Annotated in this window: 18 protein-coding genes and 2 rRNA genes; 8 read left to right on the top strand and 12 right to left on the bottom strand. The window is 63.9% G+C overall.

Annotated features, from left to right (window positions below; genetic code table 11):
- The first annotated feature begins 230 nt into the window (after nt 1-230).
- On the top strand, nt 231-692 hold the full coding sequence (locus tag J2751_RS14995) for a hypothetical protein (protein WP_209487218.1): 462 nt from the start codon (nt 231-233) through the stop codon (nt 690-692).
- Nucleotides 693-720: 28 nt separating this feature from the next.
- Here J2751_RS14995 and J2751_RS14990 read toward each other — a convergent pair whose 3' ends face one another.
- On the bottom strand, nt 721-999 hold the full coding sequence (locus tag J2751_RS14990) for an acylphosphatase (RefSeq protein WP_209487217.1): 279 nt from the start codon (nt 997-999) through the stop codon (nt 721-723).
- A 91-nt stretch (nt 1,000-1,090) separates the two neighbouring features.
- Here J2751_RS14990 and J2751_RS14985 point away from each other — a divergent pair, with 91 nt between their 5' ends.
- Entirely contained in the window at nt 1,091-2,587 is a 1,497-nt protein-coding gene (locus J2751_RS14985) for a phosphohexomutase domain-containing protein (protein ID WP_209487216.1), read from the top strand.
- Nucleotides 2,588-2,606: 19 nt separating this feature from the next.
- Here the strand turns inward: J2751_RS14985 and fer are convergent, their stop codons facing one another.
- Complete coding sequence (gene fer / locus J2751_RS14980; protein ID WP_209487215.1) at nt 2,607-3,407, bottom strand: ferredoxin Fer; 801 nt, start codon at nt 3,405-3,407, stop codon at nt 2,607-2,609.
- Between the two features lie 149 nt (nt 3,408-3,556).
- Here fer and J2751_RS14975 point away from each other — a divergent pair, with 149 nt between their 5' ends.
- Nucleotides 3,557-4,927 (top strand): geranylgeranyl reductase family protein, encoded by a 1,371-nt coding sequence (locus J2751_RS14975; RefSeq protein WP_209487213.1) that lies wholly within the window; start codon nt 3,557-3,559, stop codon nt 4,925-4,927.
- A 27-nt stretch (nt 4,928-4,954) separates the two neighbouring features.
- On the opposite strand, the gene J2751_RS14970 is transcribed toward J2751_RS14975, so the two are convergent.
- The 3 genes from J2751_RS14970 to J2751_RS14960 form a co-directional block, all read right to left on the bottom strand.
- Complete coding sequence (locus J2751_RS14970) at nt 4,955-5,257, bottom strand: hypothetical protein (RefSeq protein ID WP_394357401.1); 303 nt, start codon at nt 5,255-5,257, stop codon at nt 4,955-4,957.
- A gap of 36 nt (nt 5,258-5,293) precedes the next feature.
- Nucleotides 5,294-5,572, bottom strand: a complete 279-nt coding sequence (locus tag J2751_RS14965; RefSeq protein ID WP_209487211.1) for a winged helix-turn-helix domain-containing protein — start codon at nt 5,570-5,572, stop codon at nt 5,294-5,296.
- Nucleotides 5,573-5,675: 103 nt separating this feature from the next.
- Nucleotides 5,676-6,962 carry an amidohydrolase gene (locus J2751_RS14960; RefSeq protein ID WP_209487210.1) on the bottom strand — a complete coding sequence of 429 codons (1,287 nt, stop codon included), beginning with the start codon at nt 6,960-6,962 and terminating at the stop codon, nt 5,676-5,678.
- Nucleotides 6,963-7,301: 339 nt separating this feature from the next.
- On the opposite strand from J2751_RS14960, the gene J2751_RS14955 reads away from it, so the two are divergent.
- The 3 genes from J2751_RS14955 to J2751_RS14945 all read left to right on the top strand — a co-directional run bounded on the left by J2751_RS14955 (nt 7,302) and on the right by J2751_RS14945 (nt 8,948).
- Nucleotides 7,302-8,303 carry a transcription initiation factor IIB gene (locus J2751_RS14955; protein WP_209487209.1) on the top strand — a complete coding sequence of 334 codons (1,002 nt, stop codon included), beginning with the start codon at nt 7,302-7,304 and terminating at the stop codon, nt 8,301-8,303.
- A gap of 106 nt (nt 8,304-8,409) precedes the next feature.
- The gene (locus J2751_RS14950) at nt 8,410-8,589 is read left to right on the top strand and encodes a DUF7836 family putative zinc-binding protein (RefSeq protein ID WP_209487208.1); all 180 of its coding nucleotides are present in this window, start codon (nt 8,410-8,412) and stop codon (nt 8,587-8,589) included.
- A gap of 125 nt (nt 8,590-8,714) precedes the next feature.
- Nucleotides 8,715-8,948, top strand: a complete 234-nt coding sequence (locus tag J2751_RS14945; protein ID WP_209487207.1) for a UPF0058 family protein — start codon at nt 8,715-8,717, stop codon at nt 8,946-8,948.
- Between the two features lie 123 nt (nt 8,949-9,071).
- Here the strand turns inward: J2751_RS14945 and J2751_RS14940 are convergent, their stop codons facing one another.
- On the bottom strand, nt 9,072-9,470 hold the full coding sequence (locus J2751_RS14940) for a DUF555 domain-containing protein (RefSeq protein WP_209487206.1): 399 nt from the start codon (nt 9,468-9,470) through the stop codon (nt 9,072-9,074).
- Nucleotides 9,471-9,528: 58 nt separating this feature from the next.
- Nucleotides 9,529-10,455, bottom strand: a complete 927-nt coding sequence (locus J2751_RS14935) for a DNA-3-methyladenine glycosylase family protein (protein ID WP_209487205.1) — start codon at nt 10,453-10,455, stop codon at nt 9,529-9,531.
- Nucleotides 10,456-10,547: 92 nt separating this feature from the next.
- Between J2751_RS14935 and J2751_RS14930 the strand changes: the two genes are divergently transcribed.
- Nucleotides 10,548-11,045, top strand: coding sequence for an SRPBCC family protein (locus J2751_RS14930; protein ID WP_209487204.1), 498 nt, complete (start codon nt 10,548-10,550; stop codon nt 11,043-11,045).
- Between the two features lie 9 nt (nt 11,046-11,054).
- On the opposite strand, the gene J2751_RS14925 is transcribed toward J2751_RS14930, so the two are convergent.
- Together J2751_RS14925 and J2751_RS14920 are read right to left on the bottom strand one after the other, a co-directional pair.
- The gene (locus tag J2751_RS14925; RefSeq protein ID WP_209487202.1) at nt 11,055-12,635 is read right to left on the bottom strand and encodes a GAF domain-containing sensor histidine kinase; all 1,581 of its coding nucleotides are present in this window, start codon (nt 12,633-12,635) and stop codon (nt 11,055-11,057) included.
- 60 nt (nt 12,636-12,695) lie between these two features.
- Entirely contained in the window at nt 12,696-13,541 is an 846-nt protein-coding gene (locus tag J2751_RS14920) for a DMT family transporter (RefSeq protein WP_209487220.1), read from the bottom strand.
- 140 nt (nt 13,542-13,681) lie between these two features.
- On the opposite strand from J2751_RS14920, the gene J2751_RS14915 reads away from it, so the two are divergent.
- Nucleotides 13,682-13,954, top strand: a complete 273-nt coding sequence (locus tag J2751_RS14915; protein ID WP_209487200.1) for a hypothetical protein — start codon at nt 13,682-13,684, stop codon at nt 13,952-13,954.
- Between the two features lie 12 nt (nt 13,955-13,966).
- Here the strand turns inward: J2751_RS14915 and J2751_RS14910 are convergent, their stop codons facing one another.
- The 3 genes from J2751_RS14910 to J2751_RS14900 form a co-directional block, all read right to left on the bottom strand.
- Nucleotides 13,967-14,422: a hypothetical protein gene (locus J2751_RS14910; protein WP_245202862.1), complete on the bottom strand. Its 456-nt coding sequence runs from the start codon at nt 14,420-14,422 to the stop codon at nt 13,967-13,969.
- A gap of 694 nt (nt 14,423-15,116) precedes the next feature.
- A 5S ribosomal RNA gene (gene rrf / locus J2751_RS14905) occupies nt 15,117-15,238 on the bottom strand.
- A 142-nt stretch (nt 15,239-15,380) separates the two neighbouring features.
- Nucleotides 15,381-15,675, bottom strand: a 23S ribosomal RNA gene (locus J2751_RS14900); the annotation flags it as partial.

The following is a 15,675-nucleotide window of genomic DNA, read 5'->3' as shown; positions in this document are numbered from 1 at the left end:
CTCCCCTGCGACAACTGACGGCGAGTCCCACATCAAAGCCCCACCCTCCACGAGCGAACCCGTCAGGGTGAGCGAAGTAGGGTGGGGTCGGTTACTCAGGTGGTCGACCCACAGGTGACCGTGCGGAACGCGGTGCCGTCGGAGTATCTGTCGGTCCCGTTCTGAGCGGCCGGGAGCGTCACGGCGATGCCGCCGAAACACACTCGTTCCTCCGGACCCGATCGATCGACGTGTACGCCGGACTGAAGAACACCCCCTGTTGTCTGTGCGGACGCGACGACACCCACACCCGCATCGCGGTCCCGCCACGGGCGATCACGCTGATGGAGAACGGCGGTCCGATATCGTGGCGCGACGTCGTCGGCCCAGTGACGCTCCGCTTCTGTGCCGACGACTGGGAGCTCGTGAGCGATCTGGCGATCGAGATGGACACCCACCCGCTCTCGAGGTGTAACGCGGCGCACGTCTCGCTGGACCTCCGCGAGGACCATGAGGCGCTGCTGTCGGCGACGAAGGGGGAGACGGACCAGACGGAGCTGGAGGCGCGGCTCGGTTCCGAGGCGGAGGAGACGCTCGACGCCGTCGACGACCCCTACACCGAGGAGCGCGACGTGGTGGAGGCGATCGTGGTGTTGCGCGCCCTCGAGGCGCTCGACGTTCGCGATCCGTCCGGCGACCCGATCGTCCGGTAGTCCCGTCGATCACCGCCGTGGAACACGCCTACCATCGGACCTCGAACCCGTCGACCCCCTCTGGCTCCTCACGAGTGACATCGACGTCGGCGACGTCGGCGGCCCGACTCCCGGTGTGACACCACTCGACCATTGCCTCGACTGCGGATTCCGATCCCTCGAAGACCGCCTCCACGCGCCCGTCGTCGAGGTTTCGAACCCAGCCGTCGACCCCCTTCTCGCGGGCGGCGTCCCGCGTCGACGCTCGGTAGTAGACGCCCTGTACGCGACCGGAGACGTACACGTGTGCGCGAACGCTGTCAGTCATCGATTCACGATTGGTCGAGGTCGCTGTTAAGTGCTGGCGGGGACGGGTGCGGACCGACGCCTACTAACTTCCGGCGGCCGACCGCCCGGACATGGAACTGTTCGGAACCGCGGGTATCCGTGGGCACGTCGCGGAACGGGTCACGCCGGAACTCGCGCTCGCGGTCGGCCGCGCCGTGGCGGCGGAGATACGCGAGCGACACGACGGAAACGACGGAGACGAAGGTGCGGAGAACGGCGGGCCGGGGCCGGATCCCGAGGTCGTCCTCGCCCGTGACGGCCGGGTGACCGGTCCGGCCATCGCGGCCGCGATGGAGTCCGGGCTGGCCTCCGGCGGGGTGTCGGTGCTGCGCGCGGGACGACTTCCGACCCCCGGGCTCGCGTACGCCTCACAGGGGCGGTACGGAGTGATGCTCACGGCCTCACACAACCCGCCGAGCGACAACGGGATCAAGCTCTTCCGTGACGGCGTGGAGTTCGATCGGGAACTGGAACGGGCGGTCGAAAACCGGGTCGACGGTGAGGAAGCGCCCGCGGAGTGGGACGCGTGGACGACGACAGAACGAGGAGACACCCTGAAATCGTACCTCGACGCGGTCGAGACGTACGCTAGGGGGTTCGGCGAGGTCGATGGCCGAGACGATCAGGACGCCCTCGATGGCCTCCGGATCGCCGTCGACTGCGGGAACGGAATGGCAGGTCCGGCGACGCCGACCGTGCTGCGCGAGCTCGGCGCTTCGGTCGTCACGCTCAACGGGAACGTTGACGGCCACTTCCCCGGGCGCGGAAGCAAGCCGACACCGGAGAGCCTCCGCGACCTCCGGGCGTTCGTGGCGGACGCGAACGAGGGCGTGACGGAACCGGGACGATCGGGTTCCGACGGCGACGCCGAGGGGTTCGCGTTCGGGATCGGCCACGACGGCGACGCCGACCGTCTCGTCCTCGTCGACGCCGACGGCGATGTGGTCCACGAGGATACCGTGCTGGCGATCCTCGCGGAACGGTACGTTTGCCGGTCGGACGCCGACGAGCCCGTCGTCGTGACCACGCCGAACGCCTCCGGCCGCATCGACGAGCGCGTGCGGGCGGCCGGCGGGCGCGTCGAGCGCGTCCGCCTCGGCGCGCTTCACGAGGGGATCGCGTCGGTCGAAGCCGCCGACGACACGGTCGCGTTCGCGGCCGAACCGTGGAAGCACGTCCACGTCCCGTTCGGCGGCTGGATCGACGGCGTCTGCTCGGCGGCCGTGCTCGCGCGACTCGTCGCGGCCGACGGGCTCGACGCGCTTCGCGAGCCGGTGACCGAGCGCCCGTACCGAAAGGTCAGCGTTGACTGTCCGGACGACCGAAAGGCGGCGGCCATGGCGGATCTGACCGAACGCCTCCCGGAAGCGTTCCCGGACGCGACGGTCAACACGGACCACGGGGTCAGGCTGGAGTTCGCGGACGCCTCGTGGACGCTCGTCCGCCCGTCCGGAACCGAGCCGTACGTCCGCGTGTACGCCGAAAGCGACGACGTCGACGAACTGGTCGAGCAGGTCGAAGCAGTCGTGACATCTGTGGTCGAAGCGGCGGCCCAGAGATCACATTGACAACTACGAGTGTCAACACCTAGACGGGTGGTTCCTCACCGTCCATCGGTGATGGAAGTCGTAGGTCGGCGAACGAGTCGAGATCCCCCACGCCGGTGACGATCCGGACCTCGTCAGTGACGGGGACGCCGACACAGGAGAGTCGAGCGTTCGTCTCACGGATGCGTTCCTCGGAGAGGATCGACTGGCCGGGCATCGCTACGTCCCCATCGACGACGATGACGGCGCAGTTCGAGCACGCACCGCCGCGACAGGCGTACGGCCAGGAGCGACCGCCGCGCTCCGCGGCTTCGAGTATCGACTCCTTCGGTTCGACGAGGAATCGCCCGTACTCCGGTAGATCGAGGTCTGATTCGGCCGCCTTCTCGAACAGGTCCGGATCCTCGACCGACCATCCACGTTCCTCGATGGCGTCGTACGAGAGGTGGTACACCGTCGAGGGCGACCCAGTCGTTAGGGGTTGGACGCCGCCCTCGGCGTACCGTCTGATGACATCGGCGGCCTCCGGAATCGGCCGGCTCTCTAGCGCGTCGAACCAGTCGACGACGGTGGCCACGGAGAGGTTCGACTCCTCGGCGACCGCCTCGATATCGACGCCCTCCCGACGAGCGATCTCGGAGACCAGCCGCGGAGAGTCAAGCGCGTCGAGCGTCGATTCGACCTCCTCGGACGACCGCCCGTACCATGAGGCGAGTTCCCCGACTCCGATCCCCCTGTCGTACGCGACGGCCAGCATGAGCGCCTCGGTTGTTCGAGCTTCACGCACCTCCGGAAGCCATTCGCGAAGCCGATCCACGTCGACAGTGTCGAGTCCGGGCATACGAATCAGTGCGATCCCGAACCGCCTAAACAGGATCACTAACCAGTAAAGTTCAGTAAGGGACTGACCTGATCTGGCTTATTCCGTCGATGTTCGGCCGACGGAAACGGGAGTAAAGAGTTTTGCCTCGGGCGTGACAGAACACGGTAATGAGCATCGACGAGTACGACGTCGTCGTGGCGGGAGCGGGAACCGCTGGCTGTTATGCCGCAGCGACGATCGCGAACGAGGGGCTCGACGTCGTCATCGTCGAGCGAAAAGACGCGGAGGAGGCCGGACACATCGCTTGTGGGGACGCGTTAAAAGGCGCGGACAACTTCCCCGGGGCCATCCCGAAGGACCGACTGGAGCCGGCGTTCACGAACACCGGCGTCGACCACGGTCGGTTCGAGATCCCACAGGAGGACACGGTCCTCGAGATCCCGGTGCCGGGCGAACTCGCCGTCATCGACCGTTGGGAGTACGGGCGGCAGATCATCGCTGGTGCCGAGGAGGCGGGCGTCGACTTCCACTACGACACGGTCATCAACGACGTGCTTCAGGCGGACGGCGGGCGAGTGACTGGACTACGAGCCAAACGGAAGGGGAGCCCCGTCACCTACGAGGCGGACGTCGTCATCGATGGCGCGGGGTCGCTCTCCCTGCTCCAGGACAAGGCCGATTTCTCTGACTCGACGTTCGACACGAACGTCCGCTACTCACAGTTCTGTTCGGCGTATCGGGAGGTCGTCGAAGTCCCGGAACCGGTCGAGTGGGACGACGCTTTGGTGTTCAAGGCGACCGACCGTGCCGCGGGCTATCTCTGGTACTTCCCGCGGACGAGCACGGAGATCAACGTCGGGTTGGGCTTCCAAATGAACGAGGAGCCGATGCAACTCGTCGAGGCGCTGAAACGCGACCTCCGGAACCGACCCGAGTTTGAGGGCGCGGAGGTCAAGGACAAACTGGGAGCCGCGCTGCCCACTCGGCGACCGTACGATTCCGCCGTCGCGCCGGGCTACATGGCCGTCGGTGACGCGGCGGGCCACGTGAACCCCACCACGGGCGGCGGGATCGCTGGCGCGGCGTACGCGGGAAAGTACGCCGGCGAGCAGGCAGTGAAAGCGATCAGCGACGGCGACCTCAGCGAGGAGAACCTCTGGCGGTACAACAAACGGGTGATGGACCACTTCGGCGGGCGGTACGCCGGGCTCGACGTGTACAACGTGCTCGCGACCGCGGTCGATGTCGACGACCTAATGGGGTTGCTCGCCTCGCTTCCCGGTGAGAAGCTCGCGGAGGCGCTGTATGAGGGGTCCACTTCGATGTCCTTCGGGCTGAAGCTGAAGGCGGCGATCCAGAGCTTCGGCTACTGGGGTACCATCAGGAACTTCTATCAGACCAAATCGCTGGCGGACGAACTGCTCGATCACTACGACTCGTATCCGACCAGCCCCGCGGCGATGGCCAACTGGACGAGCGAGCGCGACGCGGTGATGGACCGTATCTACGAAACGACGGGCGCGGAGCCCAAGTACTGAACCACGTCGTTCGGCCGGGCTTCGGACTCAGTCCCACGTCACCCACAGCAGGAACGCGAGTGCGACCGTCTGGAAGACGTGGACGACGATGTTCGCGCGCCACGCCAGCGGCGGCATGTCGGTAGCGAACCACGCGGCCAACACCGGATGGAACAGGTAAAAGTACAGCGAGAGCGCGTTCTGCGCGAGCAGAAGCACGCCGAACACCGCCAGCCCAAGTGCGTGTTTCGAACGGAACGAGCGGTAGTTGCGGGTCCACACCCACGTAAGCCCCACCAACATCACGACGTTCAGCGAGACGCTAACGCGAGCGACGTCTATCCACTCGATCACCGCCCGCCCCTCCCTTTCATGTGTGTCCCCCGGTCATAGTGGTAACCCTTCAGCTATCTCCTCGACGAGCTCCCAGTTTCGCTCCGTTCCTTCGGTGGGATAGTACACCGTTCCGTAGCCGTCTCCGGTGCGCGTGACCACGTCGTGTTCCCGGAGCACGTCCAGATGATGGCGAACGGTCGTGTAGTCCAACTCGAGGTGTTCCGCCAGTTGGTTCGCGTTGCGGGGGCGTTCGTCTATCGCTCGTAGAATACGGACGCGATTGGGGCCGCCCCGGGTGCCGGTGAGCACGTACCAGAGCACGGCCTCCATGAGCAATGAAAGGGGCTGAAACCGTCTAAACCTACCGTCGACTAGGGTTCTTGCCGGCGCGAAACGGGACCGCAGGCGTGGCTCGGACACGTCGCGTCCGACCTCAGATCGGAGTCGTCGAGAGCCGCGTGATCGCTCCCGAGAGGACATCGATCCCGACCGCCACGTCGCGCTCGACGACGTCGAAGGTCCCGGTGTGGTGCCCGCCCGGGTGGTCAGTACCGACACCGACGTAACAGGCGAGGCCGCCGCGCTCCTGTACCCGCTTCATCAGATACGTCGCGTCCTCCGATCCGCCGAGATCCGCGCGGTCGACGATATCCGTCACGCCGTCGACCTCGGCTGCGACTTCGCCGATCAGGTCCGCGAGCGCGGCGTCGCTCTCGGCAGAGGGCGCTTCACCCTTGGTGGAGACGTCGACGTCGACGTCGTGCATCTCCGCGGCCGAGTGGAGTATCCGGTCGGCGTGTTCGGACATATGGTCGGCGAGCTCCGTGGTTCCGCCGCGGACCTCGCCCTCGACGTATGACTTCTCGGGGATGACGTTCGTCGCGGTACCGCCGCCGACGAGTCCGGCGTTCACCCGGGTCGGTCCGTCGGAGTGTCGCGGGATGGCGTAGAGGTTCTGTACTGCGGCCGCCATCGCCTGAACCGTGTTCCGGCCCGTCTCGGGGCGCGCGCCGGCGTGTGCCGGCTCCCCTTCGAACTCCGCGAGGAAGTGTCTGACCGCGAGGAACCCCTCGACACCGCAGACGACCTCGCCGGAGGGGTGGTCCAGCCCGATGTGGACCGCATAAAGGTAGTCGACGTCGTCGAGATGACCCGACTCGGCCATCGGCTTCCCGCCCGAGACCTGCTCCTCGGAGGGCTGGAAGAACAGCTTGAACGTGCCGGAAAAGTCGGAGTCGAGCACGGCGTCGAGCACGCCGAGCCCGATGGTCGCGTGGACGTCGTGGCCGCAAGCGTGCATATACCCCTCTCGCTCCGAGCGGAACCCCTCTGCCGCGGGGACGTGGTCGTTGTCGGTCGATTCCCGGATCGGGAGCGCGTCGATGTCGACGCGGAGGCCGACGACGGGCCCCTCTCCGCGTTCGACGACGGCGACACAGCCGGTGTAGCCGCCGGCGATCTCGTCGAGGGTCGCGGGGTCCACACCGGCGTCCCGGGCCCGTTCGAGCCACTCGTCCAGCTCTTCGTCGTCGGGGACGTTCATCCGCTCGTCGCCGTCGAGTGCGTCGGGGCCGACGTGTAGATCGGTGATGTCACGCTCGCGGAGCGCTTCGACGATCCGGGCGGTCGTGTAGAACTCACACCATGCGGGCTCCGGGTGACGGTGGAGGTCCCGACGGAACTCGCGGTACTGATCGCTGAGGGCGACGGAGTCGCTCATACGGGCGGGTTGGCCCCGGTCGACTTAAAAGGTCGAGTGGTCGATCGAACGGACGCGGCCCTCCGGACAGCGGTCTACGAAACCGGCGACGGCCATTACCATGTGGGTAGTTACCGAGGTATTTATATACTCTGAGAAACCGATCCGTTTCTGATCCACTCGCGGACTTCGCGGAGATCTATCGAGAAACGGCTTCAAATACTCGTTAAACTGTTTTAAAACCCGTTACCGTAATTCTTTGAGCGACAAGTATATATATGTAGAACGATTACTATTAGTTAACGAATCGGGCATACCCGGCCCAGCATTTTCGTCGGGAGTTCGATCGCAGAACCCCCCATGACAGAAGCACACATCCGAAGCTACGACCGCGAGGCGGAGATCGAACGAACGACCACCTCGGACGAGACGGACGCGGAGTCGGTGGAGGCGGAGACCGAGCGAACCACGAGCTGTCCGGAGTGTTCCGGCCGCCTCGTGACGGACACCGAACACGGCGAGACCGTCTGTGAGGACTGTGGGCTCGTCGTCGAGGAGGACTCGGTCGACCGTGGACCGGAATGGCGTGCGTTCGACTCGGCGGAGCGAGACAGCAAGTCCCGCGTCGGTGCTCCGACGACGAACATGATGCACGACAAGGGACTGTCGACGAACATCGGCTGGCAGGACAAGGACGGCTACGGCAAGTCACTGTCGAGCCGCCAGCGCCGACAGATGAAGCGGCTCCGCACCTGGAACGAGCGGTTCCGCACCCGAAACTCCAAGGAACGGAACCTCAAACAGGCGCTCGGCGAGATCGACCGAATGGCCAGCGCGCTCGGCCTGCCGGAGACCGTTCGTGAGACCGCGAGCGTCATCTATCGTCGCGCGCTGGACGAGGACCTACTTCCAGGACGTTCGATCGAGGGTGTTGCGACTGCGGCGTTGTACGCGGCCGCCAGACAGGTCGGGAATCCCCGAAGCCTCGACGAGTTCACGGCCGTCTCCCGCGTCGACAAAATGGAGCTCACGCGGACGTACCGCTACATCATCCGGGAGCTCGGACTCGAGGTACAGCCCGCGGACCCCGAGAGCTACGTCCCGCGGTTCGTCTCCCGACTGGAGCTGTCCGACGAGGTCGAACGGCTCGCGCGCGAGCTGCTCAAAAGTGCGAAGGACGCCGGGATCACGAGCGGAAAGTCACCCGTCGGCCTCGCTGCCTCGGCAGTGTACGCGGCCGCACTGCTGTCGAATCAGAAAGTTACGCAAAGCCAAGTCTCGGAGGTCGCGGACATCTCCGAGGTGACCATCCGAAACAGATATAAGGAACTTCTGGACGCAAGCGAGCACCTGACCGCCTGATCTGCGACCGACCGAACCGACACGCGCGATCGAAGGTTTCACCTGCCGAGCTCTCGTTCCGTTCCGAGCACCCACGTTTTTCTTCCAGTGGGGTGAACGTAACCGCATGGTTGAAGCGTTCGTCAGGCTGGTCTGTCCCGAGTGCGACAAGGAATGGCAGGACAATCCCGCGGAGCTCCCGGGACTCCGAACCAATTTCAGCTGTCCGGGCTGCCACGCGACGCGACGACTCACCGAGTTCATGCGGACGGAACGCGACCTCACAACCGTAGAGCAGTTTCAGTAGCCCCGGTTCAGGTGGCCTCAACCCGACCGAGCTCATAGTGGGTCCGGAGGTGTATATATTCGAGGTGTATGGTAACGCGACTCAAGATAGTAATATAAGCCTCCGGTAGCAAAGGACCGTTACTCATGAAGAAACAGGAGCTCATCCACCTTCACGGCCTTCTCGCCGAGGTACGAAAACAGTGCGAGTTCTGGGACGACGACCTCGACCTCGACGCGTACGAGGAACTCGGCGTCAAACCGACATCGATCCACAAATCGAAGACCGACCACAAGGCGGCTGTTTTTAAACTGACTGAGGGAATCACCGAGCCGATGGACGAGACCGAGTCCGAGCCGCTGGCCCCGACGGCCGACTGAGTCTCTCGACGTACTCCGCCGCAACCCGTTTCTCGCCGAGTCACATCTCTGGCGGAACGAGCCACTCGCCCGCTATCCCGCTCCGTGACAGTATCGGATCCGCCGGATCCAAGCTCATTCTGGCTATTCGGGATCCTCGTGAGGATCACCGGCGTTGGTCGGCGGCGACTTGCTCTCGACGTCCTCTCCCGTGATCTCCACGACGTCGAGCACCTCCAGCGGAACGTTTCGGAGTCGTTGGCCGATCTCCTTGCGAGCGATCCGACCGGCGTGTTCGGCCCGATCGACGTTGAACACGTCCATCCGCAGTTCGAGCGCCACCAGTGCCTCGTCGGCCGCGATGAACGCCGACGGGAGTTCCTCGCCCTCCGGAGACGTTCGTTCCCCGACATCGATCTCCACGTAGTTGAGATCCGGGTTCAACATCTCTCCGGTCTTCGAAACGGCGATCCGTATCGCTTCGTCGGGAGCGTCCACGTCGTACACCGGAACACCGGCCTCGACGACGACTCGACAGTCCATCACGGCGGCATATATCGTGCGAACCAACATCACTGTTCCGGACGATCTGAAACGAAGGTCACTCGCCGCCGGCGCGTAGGTGATAGAAGACGTACGTCTGCGCGTAGCCGGCGAACTGCCCGCCGAACCGGTCGCGGATCGCTCGGGAGGTCTCGGCGTAGGAACCGCGATCACACTCCGGATAGTACTCCTCGATGGTCGTCCGGATCCACGTGTCGAGCGGGACCGCCTCCAGAAACCCGAGCGAGAACAGCGCGACGCAGTCCGCCACCTTGTCGCCGACGCCGACGAACCGCGTCAACGACTCCCGAGCCTCCTCGTACGATAGTTCCGCGGCTGCCCGCGGATCCGCGACCCCGTCCGCGACCATCTCGGCCGTCCGTTGGACGTACGGCGCGCGATACCCGAGCGAGAGGTCCCGGAGGTCGTCTTCGGTTCGCGCGGCCAACTGTGCCGGCGTCGGAAAGGCGTGATACGTGTGATCGTCGAGTTCGACGATGTCACCGTACGTTTCTCGAAGTCGTCTCTGCATCCCGTGGATCCGGACTACCCGCATCTGTGCCGAACAGATGAACGATATCAAACAGGGAAAGACGGGATCTCGCGTCAAGCGCATCCCCTCGTACCGGTCGTACGCCCGCTCCAACAGCGGGAGATCCGGCGTCGAGTCGAGGATCGCGTCGAGGTCGTCGTCGAGACGGAGGAGGTGTGTGAGCAGCGGAACCGCGTCGATGGACGACTCCCATTCGAGCGTCCCGTCGTGAACGTCACCCTGATGGCGGACCCGTACCGGCACACGCTCGTCGGTGATACCGGGGATCGGATCGACGACCGTCTCGTACCACGCGTCACCACCGTGGGCGTGAAGTTCCTCGTAGGTCCCCCCGTCCGCACGGTTCCACAGGTAGCTCTGCCCGCTCTCGACGGTTGCCTGTAGGTCGAACGGGCCCGAGAGGTCCGCGATGTCGATCGCTCCTCGTTTCATTACGTAACGGGGGGAGCCACGACCGTATTCGGGTTTCGGTACCCACGATAGGAACCGCGAGGGCTTTTGAGCGCGCGGACCGTACTCCGGGTATGCCGACGTACCGGCGGACGACCCGGATCTCCGCGCCGATCGACGACGTGTGGGCGTTTCACTCCACCGTCGACGGCCTTCGTGAGTTGACGCCCGAGTGGATGAACATGCGGATCGCGAGCGTCGAGGGACCCGACGGCGAGCCCGAACCCACGGTGTTGTCCGCGGGCTCCCGTATCCGGATGTCCGTCGCACCGTTCGGCGTCGTCCCACGCCAACGATGGGTCTCGCGTATCGTCGAGCGCAACCCGGACGGTGACGAACCCGTCGAAGGAAGCGCGTACTTCGTCGACGACATGGTCGACGGGCCGTTTCGACGCTGGAAACATACGCACGCGTTCTACGCCGACGGAGACGAAACCCACCTCGTCGACACCGTGGAGTATCGACTCCCGTTCGGACCACTCGGGGACGCCGCCGGACCGCTCGCGAAGGTCGGATTCGAGGGGATGTTCCGGGACCGCCACGGGCGAACCGCCGATCGGTTCGACAACTGATCGGGCCCGTCAGTGGATCGTCGCCTCGGGCCCCCGTTCGAAGCTGAAATCGAACACGGCACCGTCGTCGTTACGGACGTCGATCTCCCATCCATGCGCATCGGCGATCCGTTGAACGATGGCCAGTCCGATCCCTGAACTGTCCGCCGTCGAGAACCCGGAATCGAACAGCGCGTCCTTCGCGTCCGACGGGAATCCGGGTCCGTCGTCGGCAACGTACATCCCCGCAACGCCGGACTGGGCGGTCCGAGGGCCGATCTCGACGGTAACCTCCGCCCCGCCGTGATCGACCGCGTTGCGAAAGAGGTTCTCGAACAGCTGTTGAAGCCGGTTCGGGTCCGCAGTTACGTTGCCGATCTCACCGGAGATCATCAGCGTCGCGTTCGGCGCTCGGATCAAGCTCCACGCCTTTTCGGCGACCGTCGTCAGCGACACCGGTTCGGTGTCGCCGATCGCTTCGCCATCCCTTGCCAGCACGAGTAGGTCGTGAATGAGCGTTTCCATTCGGTTCAACGCACGGTCCATCGCCCCGTACTTCGACGGGTCGACGTCGTTTTCGACCATTTCTAGGTAGCCCGAAAGCACGTTCAGAGGGTTTCGGAGGTCGTGGGAAACGACCGCACTGAACTGCTCGAGTCGCTCCGTCTGTTGCCGGAGTTCCAGCCGGCGCTCCGTACGTGCGATGGTGTACGCGATCAGATCGCCGAACGTCCGATACAGATCGACCTCCTCATCGGTCCATTGGCGCGGATCGTCCCGCTCGAACGCGACGACGCCGATCAGTTCCCAGTCCACAACCAGTGGGACGTGAACCGTCGCCGGCGGAGACGAACGAGAGTTCCGGCCGGGCGTCGTTCGACCCTCGGCCGGCACGAACGGTCGGACCACGTTTTCGAACGTTTCGAGCCGGTCAATCTCGGGAAAATCGTCGAACGAACGGGGCGGCGAGTCGTCGTCTACACGACGCCACCCGTACGCCGGCTCGAAACGCTCCGCATCCTCGTCATGAAGGTAACAGTGAATGCGGTCGAGACCTGCAGTGTCGCCGACGTTCGCCATCGTCCAGTTGATCTTCGTTTCGACTTCGTCCGCGTGGGCGCTCATCAGCGTGGTGCCGGCGTCCAACAACACGTCGCCGAGTCGATCCACGACCGGCGGAGCGAGTTCCGGTTGTCGCCGATCCACTGCCTCAGAGAGCCGGTCGACGAGCGGATCACGGTCCGGTTTCGCCCCCTCCGTACCCGTCGTCCGTTCAGTCGTAACGACGTCGTCGACGCCGGTGCTCAGGAGGCGACGTACAGCCTCAACGTCGGTGATGTCGGTGACTGCAACGACGTGTGCGTGCGCGAAGCGTGTGTGTATCCAGTCCCTGATGCCCTCGTCGTCCAGTGCTCCGGGTGCCGTAACGACGGCGCGGACGTCCGTTAACGGGTTCGTGTCCTCGTCAGTAGACCCGATCAGATCGACCGGATCAAACGCAACGAACTCTGGAGTATCCGATTCGGCACGTAGGGTCTCCGTCGCACGGCTGACACGAGTGCGAACCCCCGGGTCGTCTCCGAGGAAGGCGACGACGGAACGCCGGTACATACAAACGGGTAGAGACCGCGATATTTCAGTATTAGCCCGGAGATATTATTTTTGAGAATTTTATGCGCGGCTTGCGGACGACGTGAACGTGATCCCGACGAGAACGACGATACCACCGACGATCGTAACGAAAGTCGGAACTTCGGAGAGAAGTATCACGGCAAGTATCGTCGCACCGACCGGCTCACCTAACAGTGAGACCGACACGACGCTCGATTCGAGGTGTGCGAGCGCCCAGTTGATCACGGTGTGTCCGAACAGCCCCGGACCGAGGGCGAGCCCAGCGAACACGAGCCACTCTCGTGGCGGATAGCCGGTGAGCGGATGTCCCTGTGTGACGACGATGAGTAGCAGCGACACCGTACAGGCACCGTACACGATGACGACGTACGGAACCAGCGCGAGTCGCTGTCGTAGCGACCGACCCGCGAGGACGTACCCAGCAGTCATTACTGCGCCGAACAGCGCGAGTGCGTTCCCGTACAACGGATTCGGCCCGACGAGAACCCCACCAAGTAGATCACCGAGCGACATCGCTACCATCCCGATGACGGCGATGCCGATCCCGGCTACCATCCGACGAGTCACTCGCTCACGGAGCAGTACCCACGCCCCGAGCGCGACGAACACTGGCTGCGCTTGGACGAGCGTGACGCTCGCGGCAACGCTGGTCCAATTCAGGCTTTCGAACCACGCCGCGAAGTGTAGCGCCAGCGCGATCCCGGAGAGCGTCGCGAACGCAATGTCCCGACGATCTATCAGACGGAACTGGTCGCGATAGCGGTGTAACGCGACTGGCAACAGGGGAAGCGTCGTGAACAGCACGCGATAAAAGGCCGCAACCGAGCTCGGTGCGTTGCTCCATCTGACGAGTATCGCGCCAACGCTAACGGCGAGCACCGCCATGACGAGCCCCGCTTTCGGAGAGACAATAGGGGACCGGCGTGCCGAGTTCACAGGCTGCGTTTCGACCCCCAGTGCTTACCGGTTTCGACACCGAAACCTGCGCCGACGAGAATTTGAACCGGGAGGACGGATCCACCCGTATGTGTGCGGACACCTTCGGCGTCGCGATCCACGTTACCGATTCGGAACTCCGACTTCTCGTCCGTGTTCCGTCGGAGATAGACCCGGGGTGGACCGATCCGGAAACGTTCCAGTCGCTGGTCGCCAATGTCGTTTGGGACCAACTGAACAGGGAGCCCGTTCTCTCAGCTATCGCAACCGATCGAGACCCCGGGGATACCGTTTCTCTTGGCACGGTTACGCTCGAGACGGACGGAACCGTCCTCGATCACGACCTCGATCCCGTAGAGTAACCGCCCGGCGAGTCACTCGGGACCTGTGTTCACGCCGGTTTCGGCAGCCCGGGCGAACGCGACCCCGACGGATGCCATCCGTGACGGATCGTATTCGGTGAGATCGTAGCGTGTGGGACCCACGGTGTCACCCCATGTATCGAGAACGTCGAGTGTCACGAGCCCGGAGAGCGTCGCACCCAGCATCCGCGGAGTGGTTTCCGGCGCCGACAGTGACGAATGGATCTGTTTGGCCTGCGGATAGTTCCGCGTACACGACTCGATCCCCCGCTGTGCCTCGGTCCAGTTGCGGCGTGCGTAGCCGAACGTCGTCGGATCCTCCCGACGAAGGCGATCCACCGCTGCTGCCGTTTCCGGATCGCCCCCGATGACTCTGTCAGCGACTCCCACCAACGACGCCAAGACGGGAGCGGCTCCCGACGTCAGCGAGTATCCGATCGTGATCGAGCCGCCGAGATCCGTCGTCACACGTGCTAGGTCCCACACGGCCTCAACCGCACGTTCTACGCCTCTCCTCGTTGCTAACGGGCCAAAGTCGTCGATGAAGACATGCGGCTCCTCCGAGTCAAACCCGGCGAGCGCCTCGGAAACGATCCCGATTAGCCGATCGGATCCGACGTCTTGCCCGACAACGGTGTATGCCAACCCGCGATTCGGACTGATTCGCGTCGGCGACGCCGCTGTAGTCCCGCGAGAGATGTCGCTCGCAACGACTACGACTTCTCGTTCCGGCGTTCGATCGATTCCCCCGTTCCAACCGCGTCGCCACTCTTCGAGACCCGTTTCGAACAGCACGGATACGACGTGATCCGGTGTCCGATCTTGCCGAACGACGACGGATCCGTCCGAAGACGCTTGAACCGTAACGGTCCCGTCACGGTCTGTCGGAACGGCCATCACGTTTTCACTCCAGCCACAAAACTGATAAACTTACTGGTGAGAAAATCGATATTGATATCAATCAACTTGATTTCCCCTCTAATGAGGAGAATCCAACCGTCCGCTTTGGGACGAACCGCGGATCATGAAACTTCGACGTGCCTAACGGCGTTTCCTTCCGCATCATCTGTGAGCCTGACGGTCACGGTCGGGTTGGGTATGAAAAAAGCCCCACGGACACTCGTCCGTGGGGCTGGTGTGGGGTTGTTACCCCGTATGAATGGGTGGGCGGCGAACCGCGGTTCCCAGAGGCTCGCGCACTCCAGTACTTCCCGGTACGCTGGTGGGCTTAACTTCCGTGTTCGGAACGGGTACGGGTGTTTCCCCACCGCTGTGGCCGCCCTTACGCCATCTCTCGGACTCGAACCGAGACTCTACTCTCGTAGAGACGCCTGTCATGGTGGTTCTGGTCTCTCGACCAGTCTACCGTGTATGCGTGCGATCCAGCTACCGCCTGAACTCATACGACTCGTGGTGTCAGTGCCGTATGACTGTGGCTTCGGTCTGTTAGTGCTCGTGGACTACAACGCCTCGTTGCCTCGGCGCGTACATCCCGAGTCTATCTAACTCGTCTTCTACGAGTGACCTCGTCGGTACTTCTTTTCCATGTGGGTTTCGAGCTTAGATGCGTTCAGCTCTTACCCCGTGTCGCGTGGCTACCCGGCATTTGCTCTCTCGAACAACCGATACACCAGTGGCGACCAAACGTAGTTCCTCTCGTACTATACGTTCGTTCACGTCAAGTACCATTACACCCCCAATAGATAGCAGCCGACCTGTCT

It is taken from the genome of Halorubrum alkaliphilum (assembly GCF_017873815.1).
GTDB classification, from domain to species: domain Archaea; phylum Halobacteriota; class Halobacteria; order Halobacteriales; family Haloferacaceae; genus Halorubrum; species Halorubrum alkaliphilum.
This window is presented reverse-complemented; position numbering and strand designations above follow the sequence as displayed.